Below are 18,365 nucleotides of genomic sequence, written 5' to 3'. Positions count from 1 at the left end.
CTCACTCACGAAAATGTTGGAGATATTCTTCTATGAGTTTAGCAAGCCAATCTTTTTGCTGAACTAAAGCCTCTTTTGATTTGATGTCAAGATTTGAAGCTGAAACTGTCATGCCTAACATTTCTGATTGAGAAAAAGGCGTCCCTCCCGAAGAGACCAAATGTTCCATTAAATGATCCGATTCTATGAACAAAACATCCCTTTGAGGTTCTTTATTCAAACTATTCATAGAGGATTCTAATTCTCTTTCTTCGACGACAACATCCTGTACCATAGGCGTGCCTGGAATTGAGCTTTCTGCATAAATTTCAGACTGTTCTTCTTTAACACCAAAAACAGTGTTGTTATAAAGCATCCCTAAGAGTACCCATAGATAATTTCTTTTGCTGATTTTTTGATACATGATTTTATCCCCCCCTTGTTAAAGATATACCTTTTTTATGAAAGTTCAAAGCTTGAATAGGGTTTTTAGTTGACCTCTTGCTTTCTCTTCTTTTATTAATAATAAAAAGAAGTTTCCCAAATATGAATTAAAAATATGATTATTGTTTTTGGATCCCTCAATGTAGATATGGTACTGCCTGTTGAGATGCTGCCAAGACCAGGGAACATTGTATTATGTGAAGAATACAAACTTCTTCCTGGTGGAAAAGGCGCCAATCAAGCTGTTGCTGCGGCTAAAGCTGGGGCCAAAGTTAAAATGTTTGGGAGTATAGGCAACGATAGTTTTGCCCAAATTGCGCGTCATTTTCTTGAAAAAACAAATGTTGATATTTCTGCATTAACAATCAGTGAACGACCTACTGGCTGTGCAACAATATGCGTTGATAGTACGGGCGAAAATATGATTACAATCGCAAGCGGTGCTAATTTAGAAGCAAGTTCGGCGACCATTCCCGACGACCTATTGACTGAAAAATCAACCGTACTTCTTCAAATGGAAGTTCCTCCAGAAGAAAATTGGAAACTTATTGAGCGGGCAAAACAAAAAAAAGCCCGAATAATTCTTAATTTGGCCCCTGCACAACCTATTTCAGATAAATTAATTCAATCCTTAGATGTGCTTGTGATGAATCAAATCGAAGCCACAGTTTTAGCCTTACATTTAGGATTTGATGTCATCTCTCCAGCAATTGCGGCACGTCGCCTTTCTTCAAAATATGGAATCACTTGTATTGTAACACTAGGCGCTGATGGAGCTTTTGCTTGTAACCCCTTGGGCACATGGTTTGTCCAAGCTCTCCCCATTAAACCAGTTGACACAACCGCCGCAGGAGATGCCTTTGTTGGCGTTTTTGCCGCGGCTTTCGATAAAGGATTACCAATTGATCAGGCCCTGAGAAGAGCCGCTGTCGCCAGCAGTCTTGCTTGTCTCACAGTTGGTGCTCAACCAAGCCTTCCTGATTCTCAACAAATAGAAGCTTCTCTTTCTAGAATTCCGACCCCTCGTCGCTCAACATAATTTTATCTTCATTATGTAAGTAAAAATTTTTCAAACGAATATTTTTAAAATCAAAAATATTTTTTCATTTTATTTCAATAAATTAACTCACACATACTTTTAAATTCTTATAAAAACATCATAAAATTTACTAAATTTTAATCTAAATAGAGTGGATTAAATATTGATCCTCTTAAAATATTTTGAATTTGAAAAGAGGAATGAGGAGACTTTATGAGTACAGTAGAAGAGATTCTATATGGAGTTGTAAGACGGCGTGAGGGTTTACGCGTTGCTCAACAACGTCCACATGAACCTCTGCCAAATTTTATAACTCAAAGAACACAAGAAGATCCTAAAGATGCCTCAACAATCTTAGAGAATGATCTTGCTTCTCTTGAAATGAAGAAAAAGACCATCTTAAAAACACCCGCTGATGGAGAAGTAAAATTGGGAAAAATATCAAGCCTTATATTGTTAATTGCTCTCGCATTCATGGCGACTTTATTCTTTGTTGTTGGTTTTCTCACATGTTATACGCTCTTCCCTCCTTATGGCGGATATTCTCTTACACAAGCCGCCGTAAAAACAATTGCCCCGCTTTCAGGAAATAATACACATCCTAATCTGGTTGAAAATTCTTCTACACCTTCTTACAGTATGCGCCAACAACAACTTGCAAAAGCCTCAGGGCGCAAAGTTATTGAACCTTCTCTTGTCACTCAAGCAGAACAACAAACTTTAGCAGCGGCTAAATTCCAGGCCCAATCTTCTGTGGCCCAAGCACTTAATAATGTCACAAGTAAACTTAGGGATACTCTCGGATCTAAATTAGGGGGTATTGTTATCCCTCTCACAACGGGGCTAGCTCAAACAATCGCGCAACAAAAAACCAATCAAGCTTTTTCTCAAGTGAGTGAAAAAATAGGAAATGAACAACAAAATTCTCAAATGACAACGTCTTCATCAACGCCTCAAAAAGAATCTTCAAAAGAAGAAAATACGTCATCTAAAGAGAATTCTAATCCTCTTAAAAGTCAAAACTTTTACACCCTTCATATACGTGATTTCACAGATCAAAGTACGGCTCAAGAATATGTCGAAGATCTTAAAAAAAGAGGTTTCACAGACAGCCACTTTAATCGTTTATGGAGCCCTCAAGGAATTATTTATGCCGTACAAGCAGGACAATATAAATCTTTTCAAGAAGCTTTAAATGCTTCCAAAATTTTGCGCGAACAAGGAGGGCAACCTACACGTATTGTGCCTATTACTTCTGCGGAACATAACCAATAAATGAAGAATTGAGTAAATAATGAGTATGATCAAAAATCTTAAACACCTAAAAAATTTCTTTGCTCTCTTGAGTCTCGTGTGCGTCGTGGGATGTGCTAAAGATGATGATGCACGAGATCCGAAATTAAATTTAAATACAGTCTCTATTTCTCTTGATAATGATGCAAATCGTAACTCCGCGACAGCCATTGAACTTCTTATTGTTTACAAAATGGAATTGTTAAAAGCTCTTATGAAAATTAATTCGACAGATTATTTCGCTTCTTCTGACCAAATTAAAAGAGATTATCCTGAGTTGGTGCAAGTTTATCGATGGGAATTAACCCCAGGACAAGCCATTTCTGATTACGAAATTAAGGCGACTGGTGATGAACCTTTAGGAATCGTTATCTTTGCTGATTATTTAACGCCAGGCAATCATCGAGAACGCGTTGGAAACGCAACAGATATTCATCTCAGACTTAGAAATGAAGATTTTTGTATTTTAGAACAAGGGTGCCGCTTTGAAAAAACAGGCCCTGCAAAAAGTGCGGAGGATCTGCTCCTTGAAACAATCCGTGCAGGTATGGCCTCAAAACCTATCGATGTCACAGAACAAAAAGAAGAAGTTGAGAAGAAAAATTTATAAAGAATAGTGGGGGAAAAAATGTCAAAATTAGGACGCGTAAGGGATGCAATCCAGTGGTACGAAGGCATGCTATTAATGCCTCAACATTTCCAACAAAATGATCATCGTTTACATCAACTCTTAAGTTTTCACATCAACACAGCTGTTTCTCATCACTGGGGCATCACTCATTTCACTTTCGATCCTGCTATCCTCGTTGCTGGTAAATTACGCATCTTAGAACTTGAAGCTATCATGCCGGATGGTCTTGTTGTTTCGACTTACGCGAATGAAGGTGATTTCCTTGAGATTAACTTAACTCCCTTTATTGAAACCTTAAAAACAAAACCTCTTAAAGTATTTTTGGTAATACCAGAATACAAACCTGGCACCCTAAATGTCTCTCGAGAAGAAGCCCGCTTTATGTCAAAAGATGGCTTTCAAGTCGTTGATGAAAATACTGGTGAAGGAAAAATGGCTTTCCCAATTCTACAGCCTAATTTAAGTTTATTTATTGGAGAAGAGGCTCCTTCTCGCTTTGTTGCCCTGCCTCTGATGGAGATTCATTACGCAACAAATGGATTTGCGCTTACAGATTATACTGCACCTCTTTTAAAAGTTGAAACAGATTCACCCCTTGGGCTTCTTGGTTTAGGTCTTGCAAAAACAATGCGTGAGAAAATAGCCTTTCTGGGAGATCAACTTTATAGTAATACGGGCGACATTATGTCAGCAGAAGCTGAACAAAGTATTCGCGCCCTTACAACAGGGTTATTAGCCTTAGAAGCAATCTTGCATGCAGGCACAGCCCATCCTTTTCAATTATATTTACAACTAGCCACAGTCGCAAGTCATGTTTCTACGCTTAATCTGGGGCAAATGCCTCCCGTCTTCAATGCCTATCAACATAATGATATTCGCACCAGCTATGTGGAATTAATTACTTACATTAATTTAATGTTAGCCCGCATCCAAGAAGGATATTTCATTGTTCCTTTTAATCAAAAAGATCGGCTTTTCTCTCTTCCTTTAAAACGTGAGTGGATAGGAAATTCTTTAATTTTGGGAGTCAAAGCATCACCAGCTATGAATGAGAAAGATCTTGTGGCATGGCTCATGAATACTTTAATTGCTTCAGAAACTCATGTGGCACCAAGTCGTGACAAACGTATTCTTGGGGCTTCACGAAAGATCATTGAAGGAGATAATGAATTAAATCTGTTTCCCGCTAAAGATGTCCTCTTATTTACAGTGGAAACGGATCCTAAGTTCATTAAACCCGATCAAGACTTGCAGATTTTCAATATCGCCGATAACCAAGAAAAAAGACCTATTGAACTTGTGCTCTATGTCCCCAAAAATAATTTAGAAAAAATTAATACGTAAAAAAGGAGCGAAAACGCTATGGGTGTCCCTATCAATTTAAGACGGCAGGAAGATTACGAAACATCCTTTGTGATTCGTTATTTTGAAGAATTTTACACTAAAATCATTGAAATTAAAGAAAGAATTAAAACTGAACAATGGCTTCCTATTCGAGATGGCATAGATGATATCCCAGGAGATCAAAATGAAACGATTGCAACTCAAGCGAGAGGTTTTTTAGAAGAACTCCGTCTTTTGATTGAACGCCAAACCATGGAATCTAGCCGGTTTGGGGGTGAATTTGCCGTAAGTTATTATCTTGAGACCAAATATATTATGGCAGCCCTTGCGGATGAAATTTTCTTATCTTTAGATTGGAAAGGTCGTAAATATTGGGAAGATAACCTTCTTGAATCTTTCTTCTTTGAAACACATGATGCTGGAGAACAGTTTTTTACAAGGCTTGAAAATTTATTAGCCACCCGTGATCCGTTGCGGAATGATCTTGCTCAAATTTATCTATTGTCTCTAGGCCTTGGATTTCAAGGGAAATATCGAGATACAAATGATGAAGGTCAACTAACTCATTATCTTCGACAGCTTTATGTTTTTATTAACCATTCGGAACCTAAACTCTATCAAGAAGAAGAACGACTTTTCCCAGAAGCCTATACACATACACCAGAACCTCGAAAAGTGAAACTTCTTCAAGATGTGCGTTTATGGATGATTGTCATCGCAAGCGCTTTTGCCACGTTATTATTGGCATCTTATGGAGTGTGGCACAGTGTTACATCTGAAACTTTTAAAATTGTTGACCGTATTCTATATGAATCAGGCAAAAAACAGTAGGAGGATTAAATGATTACTGAAATTCTGCAAGCTTTTCTCCCCTACCTTCCCTATTTCGTTTTTATTGCACTCGCTTTAGGTGTTTTATTAGTTATATTTTTAGTATTTTTTGCTCAAAAAACAGTTGCTAAATCCCTTAAACAAAAAACAAAAACTCGAGCGCCCCAGCCTTTACAAACTAATAATACCTCTTACTTCAAACGCTTTTTAGCATGGAGAAAAACTTTTAAAGACAAATTCTCTCATCTAGGATGGGGGCAACTTCCCAAAGATGAAATGAGCAATTCATTTCGCCAGACCGAAGAAATCTTAAAAACATATCTAGGCTCTAGAGAACCTCAATATGAGTTGCCTTGGTATCTTTTAGTTGGGGCTGAAGGATCAGGAAAAACCACTTTATTAAAAAATTTAAACCTTGAACTTCCAATTGGAAGACCCGAATTTGAGGTCCCAGAAGAACATTCTAAATTAATTTGGCGTTTCTATGATGGCGCGGTAATCCTCGAACCAAATGGTCCCTTTATCCTCCGCGAAAATTCTCTTTCATCTGATAATCAAGATTGGGGATATCTTTTACAATTATTAAATCGTTTTCGTCCTAAACGTCCTCTTGATGGCATTATTTTAACGATACCATGCGATGAATTAACCTCTGAAGACAGATTAAGCCATAATGAAATATATGAACGTGCCAAAGTTATCTATACGAAACTTTGGGAACTTCAAAATATCTTAGGAATAAAAGTTCCTGTGTATGTGGTGCTCACAAAAAGTGACGTTATGCCAGGATTCCAAAGCTTTGTTGAAGCCCTTCCTTCTGGAAATTCACAAGAAATTTTAGGATGGTCAAGCCCGTATAGTACTGATGCTAATTTTTTGACTTCTTGGGTCGATGAAGCATTTCGATATATTCATAGAACCTTAGATCGCCTTCGAGCCTCTATTTTTACAGCTCAAAAAGCCCCCACAACTCTTATTGATGGCGTATTTACCTTACCTCTTGAATTTATTCACCTTAAAGAAAATCTTCAAATTTATTTAGGCCAAATCTTCAAAGATAGCGCCTATCATGAATCTTTCTTCTTACGAGGAATTTATTTAACCGGCCGGACTTTTATAGAATCTATAGTTGCTCCTTCTCTACTTCCAAAAATTACGACAGATTTTGATCTTAATAATGAAGAAGAATTCCAAAATCCTCTCTCGGAACGCCTCTATTTTGTGACAGATTTATTTGAAAAAAAGATCTTTGCTGAATCAACTTTGGCCCAACCTATTATGAGAGTTTTAATTTCCACAAATAGAATTTTGAATTATGTGAAAGCTACCGCCGCAGCCTTAGGAATTATGTGGTTGGCGGGACTTATTTTTGCTCATGATACTCTTAAAACAGGGTTGAGTACGACAATGCCTGCTCTTATTCAGATTGATAAATCTATTCAAGGCGTGAGTCTCAAAGGAGGCGTTTCTGACGATCCACGTTTTCTGGCCTATCTTGATCAACAAGCTGATATTATTTTAGAAAAATTCACGACTGTTGATACTGTCAACGTCAGTTCACTTTTTATTCCGACCTCATGGTTTAGTCATTTAAATCATAACATCCGCCTTTCTTTCTCAGCTGCTTATGATCGAATTATCCTGCCTTCTTTATACTCTGCCATCATCAAGAAAATAGAAGATATTATTTCTTTGAAGAAACTTGAATACCCCAGTAGTGGATATAACCAAGGTGAGGCAAATCTTTTGGTATCTCAACCTTTTCTAGCAGTTAAGAATTATGTTCAGCAAATTCAACAACTTGAACAGCAAGTTCATAACTTTAATAACCTTGAACATAGTCGTAATATTCAGGACTTAGCGGCCCTTATAAAATATCTCTTCAATAAAGATCTACCTTCTCAATTTTATACCTCTGCAGATTATTATAGTTCTGCTCTTTCTCTAAGTGTTGATCGGCCAATTGATTTAAATCCTTTTAAGATAGGAGCGGGACAAAAACTTGGTATCATTTACAAGAATTTTATTGAGCACGCTTTTAATTTAGACGAGACTTTCCCTATTTTTTCAAGCCTTTCTAGAAAATTAGTCCAACTTTCCGATACAGCTCAAACAAGAACTTATAAAAGTGAAGATCTCCGAAAAATCGTCGCCGAAGCAATTACAGCTGCGGATCTTATGTCGAGCGGTCGCCTTGATTGGGCGGATAAAGATGTTTTTGATCCAGGCCCTGGATATAGTTCTCTCATTAGCCAAATTACGACTTCGACGTTATTAGGAAAAGATATTTCAATCGAATTAAATAGAATCTCTGAAAGAGAATTCGTAAAATTTAAATTGGCCCTTGCGAGTTTTTCAACGCCTCTAACAGGTTCTTTATTTTCTCTGAGAAATGGGCAACTGGTTTCAGACCCTTCTCCTGGCCTCATTCATTTCATTGATTATATGTCAATGTTTTTGGAAGAGCCTTTTATGATGAAATCTGTTGATCAACAAATAATGACAAAAGTTCCTACAGGAAAGCTTTTATTTTGGGATGATCTTACGCTGCAAAAAGCCGGAATATTAATTGAAAATTTCGAAGATTTCATCGGGCAACGTCTCAATAATATGCCTCCTATCCTCCAAAACATCATGAAACTAATTGGCCGCAATAGTATGCGTCAATGTCTGTTGAACTATGTGGCTCAGTCTCAAGTTCTTAGTGATGAACCAACAAACAGCACAAGTCTTGGAACGCGAGAACTTCTTCAAGCCCAAGTTCTTAATGTGACTAAAGTTGTCCCGATCTTCGCTCGAATTTTTAGCGTATTTGATGAAGGTGGATTGGTGACTCAAAATACTCAACTGAGACAACTCCTCGTAAATGAGAGTCAGCATATATTACAAAAAATTGAGAAAATTCTTGAAAATGATGATCTATACGCTGCACGCGAAGATATGTTTGTGTGGTGGGATGGAAGTCTTATGGTTGGGTTAAAAGCTTTTGGTGTTCGCGACCTTAATGACATGAAAGCATTTTTAAAGGCTCAAAGGATCAGAGTCAGCTTCCTTGCAAAAGAACTTGCCGAACCTATTCTTACGCTTCTTAGTATTGGTTATCTTGAAGACATTCCTTTTGATATTCCTCTCGTCGATTGGTGGACACGAATTATTAAAGCTGTGGATGATTATGAGAAGAAAACACCTGGAAGTTCTTTAGTGGCTCTCGAACATTTCTTAACGTACGACATCAATGAAATTACGCTCGAAAATTGTGCTTCTCTTGATTTCCAAGATGATTTCACAGACTTTAATGATTATTTTGTTGATATTCGCAACACCATTAGCAAACAACTTAGAAAAAGATGTAAAAATGTGACAGTTTATCGCGCTTTTGAGCATTACAATAAAGCTGCAACATTCTTTAACACCCATCTTGCTGGACGCTTTCCTTTCAGCCATAAGTTAGAAAATTCCGAGACTTTTGATGCTGACCAAGATGACGTCACAACCTTCTTTGAACTTTTCGATATGCTTGATTCACAAGAAATTTCTTCTCTTGAGAAATATTCCAAAATCGATGGGACTGAATCTGAAGCGATCCGCTTTGTTAAAGATATTCAAAGTATTCGTGCTTTAATGTTAGCTGCGATTGATCAAAAAGCAGACCAAACAATACCTTCAAAGATTGATTTCGATGTCTCATTCCGTACGGATCGTACACGTGAAGCCGGAGGAGATAAAATTATTGATTGGCGTATGCAAGTGGGCTCTCAAATACTTGATTTCCGTCAAAAGAATTTGAAAACTTCTTGGACCATGGGAATGCCTATTATTGTTGATTTACGCTGGGCGATAGATGGAGATCTGTCCCCCCTTTCGGATCCTCGACAATCAAATTTAACTGTGATTGGCCCTAAAGCAAGTTTTGTATATACAGGACGTTGGAGTCTCATCAAGCTCATTAAAGAACATATCTCTTATGAGACAGAACCATCCAACCTAAAAAATTCTCCAAGCTCATTATTAGAATTTATTATTCCGACCACATGTAGACTTGAGAACCCTCAAGAAGATACTCCTTCCACTCTTGAGAAAAAAACGACAGATAGCCGTGTATACTTAAGAATTGCTCTTCATGAGACTGTGAAACGTAAAAAAGAAGAGAAAAATGCATCCTCTGAAAAAGAAAGCTCAAAAATAAAATATATTGCCCTTCCACGCTTCCCAATACAGGCACCCCTATTAGATTCTTTTATGTTAAAGGGACAACCTTCGAAAAAGGCTTTTTAAAATGATTTTAGGATTAGAAAAAGCATCAAAGCAAATTTCATCTCTTTTAACGCCTCTCAAGGGGAAAGAACCATCTGGCCGGTATTTACAATATGAACATCATTATGATCAACTTCGAAATGCCCGCATCGAAGAAGATGAAGCTCTTTCTTTAGGTATTTGGCAAAGAGAATTAAAAAAAGCAGATTGGGGAAAAGTTGAAGAATTGGCCTGTTCTATCTTGCAAAATGACTCTAAAGATCTGCAAGTTGCTGCATGGCTCACAGACGCTTGGCTGAGGCTGTATGGGATGAAAGGACTTGAATTGGGAATTACACTTTGTCTTGGCCTCTGTAAAAATTTCTGGACAACTCTCCATCCTCAAATTCAAAAAGAAGATATTGAATATCGACTTGCGCCTCTTGAGTGGTTAAATGAAAAATTACTTATCCCTCTTCGATTGATGGCAATTACGCATACCTCCCATAATAAAAATAAAGGTTATACTTATACAGATTATGAAATTGCAGCTCGTTATGAGAACACTCTCAAAATGGGACATGAAGCCGCTCAAAAAAGTAAAATAACCCAGAATGAGCCCTCAGTAAAAATGTCCCAATTTCTTCAAAGCCAATCTCAGACTCCAGCAGAATTTTATGAAGACCTTGTGAATAGTTGTCAAAATACGATTAAAATTATTAATGAGTTAGAAATTTTTATTTTACAAAAATGTTCGAATTATCCTTCAATTCTTAATCTCTTACGACAAGAAATTAAGAAATTAGAAGATTTTTCGACACTTACCCTTAAAAAAAGAGAACCCTTTCATCCCCCATCTCTCTCTGGAAAGAATGAAGATGAAAAACCAGAAGAAAAACCCTCCAAAATTGCTTCTTCTATTAACTTGGTAAAAAAAATAATGAAAAAAGATACACCTCAGACAATTACAAATCGGGAACAAGCGTATCAAATGCTTGCAGAAATTTCTGATTACTTAGCTAAAGTGGAACCTCATAGTCCAACCCCTTACTTGATTCGACGTGCTGTTTCCTGGGGAGATATGTCTTTAAGTGAACTCCTTGCTGAACTTATTCAAGACGGAGGAGATTTAATAAAAACCTTAAAAATCTTAGGAATCCCACCTGTCAATAATCAAAATTCTAAAGAACAGGATTCATCCTATTAAAAGAAATTTGCTTTTTGTTCAAAAGAAGCCTATATCGTTCTGCTAAGAATTGTTCATTAAGAAGGAGTTATTGAATGCGTATTGGTGTTCCCAAAGAAATTAAAACACACGAGTATCGTGTTGGCCTTGTGCCAAGTAGTGTTCGCGAACTTATCTATCATGGCCATGAGATCATTATTGAAACTGGGGCTGGCATAGGAATCGGTTTTAGCGATGAAGATTATCAAAAAGCTGGGGCTCACATAAAATCTTCCGCACAAGAAATTTTCGCGCAAGCTGACATGATTGTCAAAGTTAAAGAGCCTCAACCAAGTGAAACAAAAATGTTAAAAGAGGACCAAATCCTCTTTACTTATCTCCATCTTGCGCCAGATCCCGAACAAGCTCAAGGACTCATTGACTCAAAATGCGTTGCAATTGCTTATGAGACCGTTACTGATCGCACAGGAGGTCTCCCTCTCCTTCGTCCTATGAGTGAAGTTGCAGGCCGTATGTCCGTTCAAGTTGGTGCGTATAACCTTGAGAAATACCCCGGCGGATCCGGTGTATTGCTCGGCGGTGTTCCAGGTGTTGAACCTGCGCACGTTGTAATCTTAGGCGGTGGTGTCGTTGGAACAAATGCATTAAGAATGTCGATTGGCCTTGAGGCAGATGTCACAGTTATCGATCGTTCTCTCACAAGACTTCAACAATTAGACGCAGAATTTGGCTCTCGCCTTAATACAATTTATGCAACTTTTGATGCCGTTGAACGCTATGTTGCAAAAGCAGATCTTGTTATTGGGGCAGTTTTAGTTCCTGGTGCAGCAGCGCCTCGCCTCGTGACACGCGATATGCTCAAAAAAATGCGCCCCGGTTCAGTGCTTGTTGATGTTGCAATTGACCAAGGTGGTTGCTTTGAAACAAGCCGCCCAACAACACATGACAATCCCACCTATATTGTGGATGGCATTGTTCATTATTGTGTGGCAAACATGCCCGGCGGTGTGGCTCGGACTTCTACTTTTGCCCTTAACAATGCAACGCTTCCTTTTGTTCTTGCTCTTGCAAATAAAGGCTACAAAAATGCTCTAGCTGAAGATCCACATCTTTGTAACGGGCTCAACGTCTTTCATGGTCATGTCACATATGAAGCCGTTGCTAAAGAACTCGGCTATGCCTATGTTCCTGCTCACGAAGCTGTCGGATTCTAATTGAGCTTCACGCGTCTTTTATGAAAAGGTTAAATTAAGCAAAAACTTGATTTAACCTTTTTCTTTGAAAAAAACTTCCCTAACCATCAATAAAAAAATTTTTTAAATAATAAAAAACAAGATGAAAAATAAAATTAAGATTTATGCTACAATAAGATTATTAAATCTTTATTTGATGGTGCTTGTTTATGTGATTCAAGAGGCGTGGGCTCTGCCGAAATTTATGCGTTCTCGAATCTTATATCTATAGTCAGAAATTTATGCCTCAGGCTCTACGGAATAACTCAGCTCAACTTTTTAAGAAGCAATTACCTTTAAAATCTCTGATGCCTCTTACAAGATATCAATCCATAGAAGTTACAGCGTAGATTCATCTCTAAAAATTATTTTATCCTAGCTTTCTTTTTTGAGCTTGATTATAGGTGAAGAAATCTTACACCTTAGGAAAACAACATGACTTATCGCATCGCAGTTATAGGGGCCACAGGCAATGTCGGCCGAGAAGCCTTAAATATTTTAGTCGAACGTCGTTTTCCTCTTAAAGAAATCTTTGCTTTAGCTTCTAACCGTTCCAAAGGGATCGAAGTCTCTTTTGGAGAAGACAAAGTTCTTCCTGTGCTGGCGCTTGAAGAATTTGATTTTACAGGAATTGATTTTGTGATTTCCGCCGTCGACGCAAAAATTGCTGCGCAATATCTTCCCAAAGCCGCAGCTGCGGGTGCAATGATTGTGGATAAAAGTTCTTATTTCCGCCTTGAACCAGATGTGCCTCTTCTCGTTCCCGAGGTCAATAGTCATCGCCTTCAAGAAAAACCAAAACGCGGCATCATCGCCAGCCCTAATTGTGTTGTCATTCCTTTAACTGTCGCCCTGAAGCCTCTGCATGACCTTGCCCAGATTAAACGTATTGTTCTGTCGACTTATCAATCCGTTTCAGGGGCAGGATCCGCCGCAATGGATGAGCTTTTTAACCAAACAAGGGCTATCCTTGTGAATGAAAATATTCCTGAAGATGTCTTTCCAAAACAAATTTCTTTTAACCTCATTCCTCAAATTGATCGCTTTCAACGAGATGGATTCACAGCTGAAGAAGAAAAAATTGCCCTTGAGACGCGGAAAATTTTTGAAATGCCTCTCAAGGTCACAGCAACCTGCGTCCGAGTCCCAGTGTTCATTGGCCATTGTCTTTCCGTAAACGTTGAATTTGAGAAACCGATCACGGTTGAGACTGCACGCACGACTCTTCAAAAATCAAAAGGCATTTTCGTTCTTGATCGACCCGAAGAGAACGGATATATCACGCCCCTTGAAATTGCCGGCGAAGACGTCGTTTGTGTCAGTCGTTTACGTCAAGATACAACCGTGGCTTCAGGGCTTTCCCTTTGGATCGCTGCTGATAATTTGCGAAAAGGCGCAGCTTTAAATGCTGTGCAAATATTAGAAGAACTTATAAAAAAATAACTAAATTTTTTGATCAGATTGATCAAATTAATAAATTTGATCAAATTCTTGACCCTCACCCTTATTATGTGGAAAATGCACCCAAAATAAAATGATAGGTATTCGCATGACAACGCCCTTAAATACACCCACTGAAGACGAAAATGAATTCCGCAATGTCAGGTTAAAAAAACTTGAAATTTTGCGTGAAAAAGGGATTGATCCTTATCCTTCAGGATATGAAAAAACGCATACTTTAAGTCAAATTCAGCAAACGTATGCTTCTCTAGAAGCTGGCCAAGAAACGACAGATAAAGTTCGCGTTGCGGGACGTATTGCCTCCATTCGGAACAGTGGTATGTTCATTGATCTCAGTGATCCTTATGAAAAACTTCAGATCTTTTGTCATAAAAATCATCTCACTGAAGAACAATTTGAGCTGATTAAACTCCTTGATTTAGGGGATTTTATTGGGATTGAAGGAATCGTGCGACGCACCCCTCGTGGAGAAATTACCGTGAATGCCGAAGAAGTGACCCTTCTTTCCAAGAGCTTACTTCCCCCACCTGAAAAATATCATGGACTTCAAGATGTTGAAACACGCTATCGTCAACGATACCTTGACTTGATTGCAAATCCTGAGTCTCGCCAAACACTTCGTGAACGTTCACAAATCATTGTTGCCATTCGCGATTATTTGAATAAAAAAGATTTCCTCGAAGTTGAAACACCGATGTTGCATGTTTTGGCAGGAGGAGCCGCGGCAAAACCGTTCATTACCCACCATAATGCCCTTGATATGGAGCTTTATTTAAGAATTGCACCTGAGCTTTACCTCAAGCGGCTTATTGTCGGAGGCCTTTCTGAAAAAGTTTTTGAAATTAACAGAAATTTCCGCAATGAAGGCCTCTCAACTCGTCATAACCCTGAATTCACAATGATTGAAATCTATGAAGCGTATGCGGATGGTCATAAGATGATGGAACTCACCGAGAATATGGTTTCGGCAGTTGCTGAAAAGGTTTTTGGAAAGCTTCTATTTGATTTCAATGATATCCAACTTGACTTCAAGGGACCTTGGGCCCGCAAGCCTATGCTTGAGCTTGTCAAAGAAGCAACAGGAATTGATTTCCATCAAATTCATTCCCTTGAAGAAGCCAAGGCCGCAGCTCAAAAAGCAGGCATCAATGCGAGCAGCGCCGATTCGTGGGGTGGTGTTGTCGAAACGCTATTCGCTGAAAAAGTTGAACACACCTTGATTCAACCAACGCATGTGACAGAATTCCCGCTCGATATCTCGCCTTTGGCAAAACCTCATCCTCAAAACCCCCGCCTTACAGAACGCTTTGAGACGTATGTGAACGCTTGGGAGATTGCGAATGGATTTTCGGAGCTTGCAGACCCCTTAGATCAAAAAGGACGTTTTGAGGCTCAAGTTGCGGCGAAAGCCCGTGGCAATGAAGAAACAATGCCTTTCGATCAAGACTTTATTACGGCCCTGGAATACGGTTTCCCGCCAACAGGTGGCCTTGGAATCGGGATTGATCGCCTTGTAATGCTATTAACAAATTCACCTAGCATTCGAGACGTCATCGCTTTTCCGACCATGCGACCTAAAGCATAAGGTTCTTCTTTTAATCCACGAAAGCTTGCCGAGGGGCGGCTTTCTTTTTGCTCAATAAATTTGCGAAAAGAATAGCAAACGCCCCGTTGCCAGTCACATTTGCGGCTGTAATAACCGGATCAAACAAGATATAAATTGACGTGATCAACGCTGACATTTCAGCGGTAAACCCAAAATGGGCTTCAAGAACAGGAACAATAAGAATAACCGTCGCACCAGGGATAGCCGCAACCGCAAATTTTGTCATCAAAAAGTATCCTGTAAAAAGGAGGTATGTTGAAAAATCCATCGGAGGATGCCCAAAAGCCGCCATCACCACCATCATCATAATCGGCACCCCGATTGAATCACCGATGAGATGAATATTTACGGTTGCAGGAATAATCGCTTCGACCATCTTATTTCCATGGGTATTTTTTTCAGCGGCATAAAGAGTTACTGGCATTGTCGCGGCACTCGACATTGTTGAAAATCCCGCCACAGTCGAGGGAAAAACATTCTTTAAACACTGACGCCACGCGCTCGCTTTAAATTTTACAGCAACCCCATACATCAAAAGAATATAGAGGGTAAGAGCGGTAATAATAATGCCAAACATATGAGCATAATTTTTGAGGATGGGTTGTAACTGACCTTCATGGCTCAATTTCAAAATGAAGCCCAAAATAAAAACCGGCAGCAATGGAATAAAGATTTTATTCAACAGATAATCGACTTTTCCTTTGAGTTTTCGAAGTCCTTTTTCAATGAGTGGATGCGGAAAGATAGCTAAAAATGCACCGACTCCCAAGCCTGCAAACAGAGCCCAATCATTTTTAATCCATAACGGAAGACTAAATTGCCATAAAGGTTTCAGAATAACAGAGGGAGTTGTAATGGTTGCTTTTTGAAGACTAAATTCTAAAAATCCTGTCATTTTAACGCCATAGGCCGCTAAAATTGAAATTGTATTTGAAAGGATAACGCCGATCAAAATAAAAACTATAAACTTTAAAGCGCCACCCTTTAAGGAAAATAGACAAGATGTAAGATAGCTGAAAATGATTAAAGGCAAACTGAAGACAAGCAATTCTTTAATCGAAAGACTCACGGCATAAGCCCCTTCTTTCAGAAGAAGAGGAAAACATTCCCCAAAAAAGAGGACCAAAGTAAATATCATAACCAATTGAAAAAGAATATTTTTTTGTAACTTTTTTAAATAGCTTATAAACACTTTTTAGAGATCCTTAAAATTTTCTTCCTTAAATAAGGGTTCAACAATAATCCATGCGTGTCATTTAATAAAGGGATCTTCGACAATTTTATTGATCAAAAAAACCTTGCTCTCTCTTAAATATTTAAGAATCTCCTAAAGTCCTTACGAAATAACACGAGAAAAAGACAACTTTTTTCAACTTTTGTTTCTGATAGGCTTTCTTAAAATAAAAAATGTCTTCGGACAACCTAAGGGAATCAGCTTACAGAATCGTTTTCACTCCCCTGTACCTTGTAAGCTGATTCCCTTGAATTTTTATTTAAATAATTGAGAAGGAAGAATTATGTATACCAATGATAGCATCATTCGTAACTTTGGCGATAGGCTCGAAAAATACCGTACGATTATTAATGATATTTCAGATTCAGCTTCCTACAATTTGAATCCCAAAAAATCTAAAAATTTACAGAAACTTTTAGTGGACGGCGAAAAAGCTTATGGAAAATTAAAAAATGCCGCGGCAGATGATTTTGATGATCTCAAAGGGGCTGCCCAAGAAATCTTTGATGAGCTTAAAGATGAATTGAAAGGCATATCTCAACAACTCTCCACAGATTCTTTAAAAGAAAAAGGGGAAGAGATCATCAGTTATGGCCAAGATAAACTAGATGAGCTTGAAGATCGCATTGCAGAACGTCCCTTAGCCTCCGTTTTATTGGCTTTTGGCGCAGGAATTTTACTTTCTAACCTCTTAAGGCGTTAAAATGATGATGTTTGCTTTAAATCTTTTGGATTTATTTTTGAAATCGAAAGAAAAATCGTTCTCTTGGTTATGCACTCTTGGAACTTGCTTTATCTTAGGCGGTTTAGGTTTTGGCCTTTATTTTGGATTTCACTATCTTGTTCCTTTTTTGGGAGCCTTTGAAACAGGGTTACTTTTAAGTGGTTCTCTGCTTTTTGTAGGGGGAATTTTAATGGTGATCGCGCGCCAGAAAAGCCAAAAAACCATGATTAATAAATCGCTTGAGACTCTTAAACATAAAGCCGAAGATTTGCATTTAAAAGAAGCTTATGCGAATCACAAAGAGCTGATTTTAGCGGTCTCTGTGGTGGCAGGCTTCTTACTTCCTCTTTTTACGAAACTGCGGAAAGATCAAAATTCGAAAGTCGTTTGAGATCAATCGCCCGACGTTTCAAATCCTTCTTCCTTGTTGAAATAATAACAGGAAGAAGGATCATCTCGTCTTTCTTTTTTTGATAATTTCTCTTCCTTCCACAATGATTACCCCCTTGTTTTCAGAATTTTCATTCACTCTCTCTCAGAGCTAAATAACTTTGGTTTTCTGTTTTTATCATTCCCAGACATTCTCATTTAAGACTTCTGCCAACGTAGCATTTCCCCCTATCTCAATGCTTATTCAGATCTCACCTATGGAAGTCCTGGCCTCTCTCTTTTTCGTCATTCTCGGGCGTGTCCCGAGAATCTCAAGCAGCCGATAGATCGAGCTTATCACCATGAGATCTATTCCAAACCTTTCCACCACCATTCATCTATTTTTTGAACCATAGAAAATTAAACGTTTCTTTTAAAATACTTTTGGTTCCATTGCTTCCGCTGAAGTTGCCAGTTGCCTCACAAGGCCTCTAGTTTCATTTATTCACGCTGTCAAACATCCAATTTTGGTCTAGTCTCTCTCTTCCCCGGTACCAAGGGAATCTGAGAACTTGTCCTCTTCAAAATCATTGAAGATTCTGAAGATGTGGTGTACATTCCTTGATGTACGGTTTCGTCAGTCACTAAGTCATTTTTTTATTTTTCTCTCTTTCTTTCATACGATGTTGATCCTTGGTTTAAGACGCAGAAAGTCATTCGCTTAAATTCATCCATTCAAACCCCTTAAAACCTTTATTT

General features: G+C 38.4%; 14 protein-coding genes. 12 read left to right on the top strand and 2 right to left on the bottom strand.

Annotated features, from left to right (window positions below; all coding sequences use genetic code 11):
• Position 1: 1 nt before the first annotated feature.
• Positions 2–403: a hypothetical protein gene (locus tag J0H12_05625; GenBank protein ID MBN9413383.1), complete on the bottom strand. Its 402-nt coding sequence runs from the start codon at positions 401–403 to the stop codon at positions 2–4.
• Positions 404–538: 135 nt separating this feature from the next.
• Between J0H12_05625 and J0H12_05620 the strand changes: the two genes are divergently transcribed.
• From J0H12_05620 to lysS, 10 genes are all read left to right on the top strand, one after another.
• On the top strand, positions 539–1,462 hold the full coding sequence (locus tag J0H12_05620; protein ID MBN9413382.1) for a ribokinase: 924 nt from the start codon (positions 539–541) through the stop codon (positions 1,460–1,462).
• A 213-nt stretch (positions 1,463–1,675) separates the two neighbouring features.
• Complete coding sequence (locus tag J0H12_05615) at positions 1,676–2,737, top strand: SPOR domain-containing protein (protein MBN9413381.1); 1,062 nt, start codon at positions 1,676–1,678, stop codon at positions 2,735–2,737.
• A gap of 19 nt (positions 2,738–2,756) precedes the next feature.
• A complete protein-coding gene (locus J0H12_05610; protein MBN9413380.1) occupies positions 2,757–3,365 on the top strand; it encodes a hypothetical protein in 609 nt (202 codons plus the stop codon).
• A gap of 18 nt (positions 3,366–3,383) precedes the next feature.
• The gene (gene tssK, locus J0H12_05605; GenBank protein MBN9413379.1) at positions 3,384–4,730 is read left to right on the top strand and encodes a type VI secretion system baseplate subunit TssK; all 1,347 of its coding nucleotides are present in this window, start codon (positions 3,384–3,386) and stop codon (positions 4,728–4,730) included.
• 18 nt (positions 4,731–4,748) lie between these two features.
• Positions 4,749–5,561, top strand: a complete 813-nt coding sequence (locus J0H12_05600; protein MBN9413378.1) for a DotU family type IV/VI secretion system protein — start codon at positions 4,749–4,751, stop codon at positions 5,559–5,561.
• Between the two features lie 9 nt (positions 5,562–5,570).
• The gene (locus J0H12_05595) at positions 5,571–9,836 is read left to right on the top strand and encodes a hypothetical protein (protein MBN9413377.1); all 4,266 of its coding nucleotides are present in this window, start codon (positions 5,571–5,573) and stop codon (positions 9,834–9,836) included.
• A 1-nt stretch (position 9,837) separates the two neighbouring features.
• Entirely contained in the window at positions 9,838–11,001 is a 1,164-nt protein-coding gene (gene tssA, locus J0H12_05590; GenBank protein MBN9413376.1) for a type VI secretion system protein TssA, read from the top strand.
• A gap of 74 nt (positions 11,002–11,075) precedes the next feature.
• A complete protein-coding gene (gene ald / locus J0H12_05585; protein MBN9413375.1) occupies positions 11,076–12,194 on the top strand; it encodes an alanine dehydrogenase in 1,119 nt (372 codons plus the stop codon).
• Between the two features lie 453 nt (positions 12,195–12,647).
• A complete protein-coding gene (locus J0H12_05580) occupies positions 12,648–13,655 on the top strand; it encodes an aspartate-semialdehyde dehydrogenase (protein ID MBN9413374.1) in 1,008 nt (335 codons plus the stop codon).
• Between the two features lie 91 nt (positions 13,656–13,746).
• Entirely contained in the window at positions 13,747–15,258 is a 1,512-nt protein-coding gene (gene lysS, locus J0H12_05575; protein MBN9413373.1) for a lysine--tRNA ligase, read from the top strand.
• Between the two features lie 10 nt (positions 15,259–15,268).
• Here lysS and J0H12_05570 read toward each other — a convergent pair whose 3' ends face one another.
• A complete protein-coding gene (locus J0H12_05570) occupies positions 15,269–16,348 on the bottom strand; it encodes a cation:dicarboxylase symporter family transporter (GenBank protein MBN9413372.1) in 1,080 nt (359 codons plus the stop codon).
• A 448-nt stretch (positions 16,349–16,796) separates the two neighbouring features.
• Between J0H12_05570 and J0H12_05565 the strand changes: the two genes are divergently transcribed.
• Positions 16,797–17,216, top strand: a complete 420-nt coding sequence (locus tag J0H12_05565; GenBank protein ID MBN9413371.1) for a hypothetical protein — start codon at positions 16,797–16,799, stop codon at positions 17,214–17,216.
• A 4-nt stretch (positions 17,217–17,220) separates the two neighbouring features.
• A complete protein-coding gene (locus J0H12_05560; protein ID MBN9413370.1) occupies positions 17,221–17,628 on the top strand; it encodes a hypothetical protein in 408 nt (135 codons plus the stop codon).
• Positions 17,629–18,365: the final 737 nt, after the last annotated feature.

The sequence above is a fragment of the Candidatus Paracaedimonas acanthamoebae genome (genome assembly GCA_017307065.1).
GTDB classification, from domain to species: Bacteria; Pseudomonadota; Alphaproteobacteria; order Caedimonadales; family Caedimonadaceae; genus Paracaedimonas; species Paracaedimonas acanthamoebae_A.
Note: the sequence above shows the minus strand (reverse complement) of the source record. Positions and strands in the feature narration are given on the sequence as shown.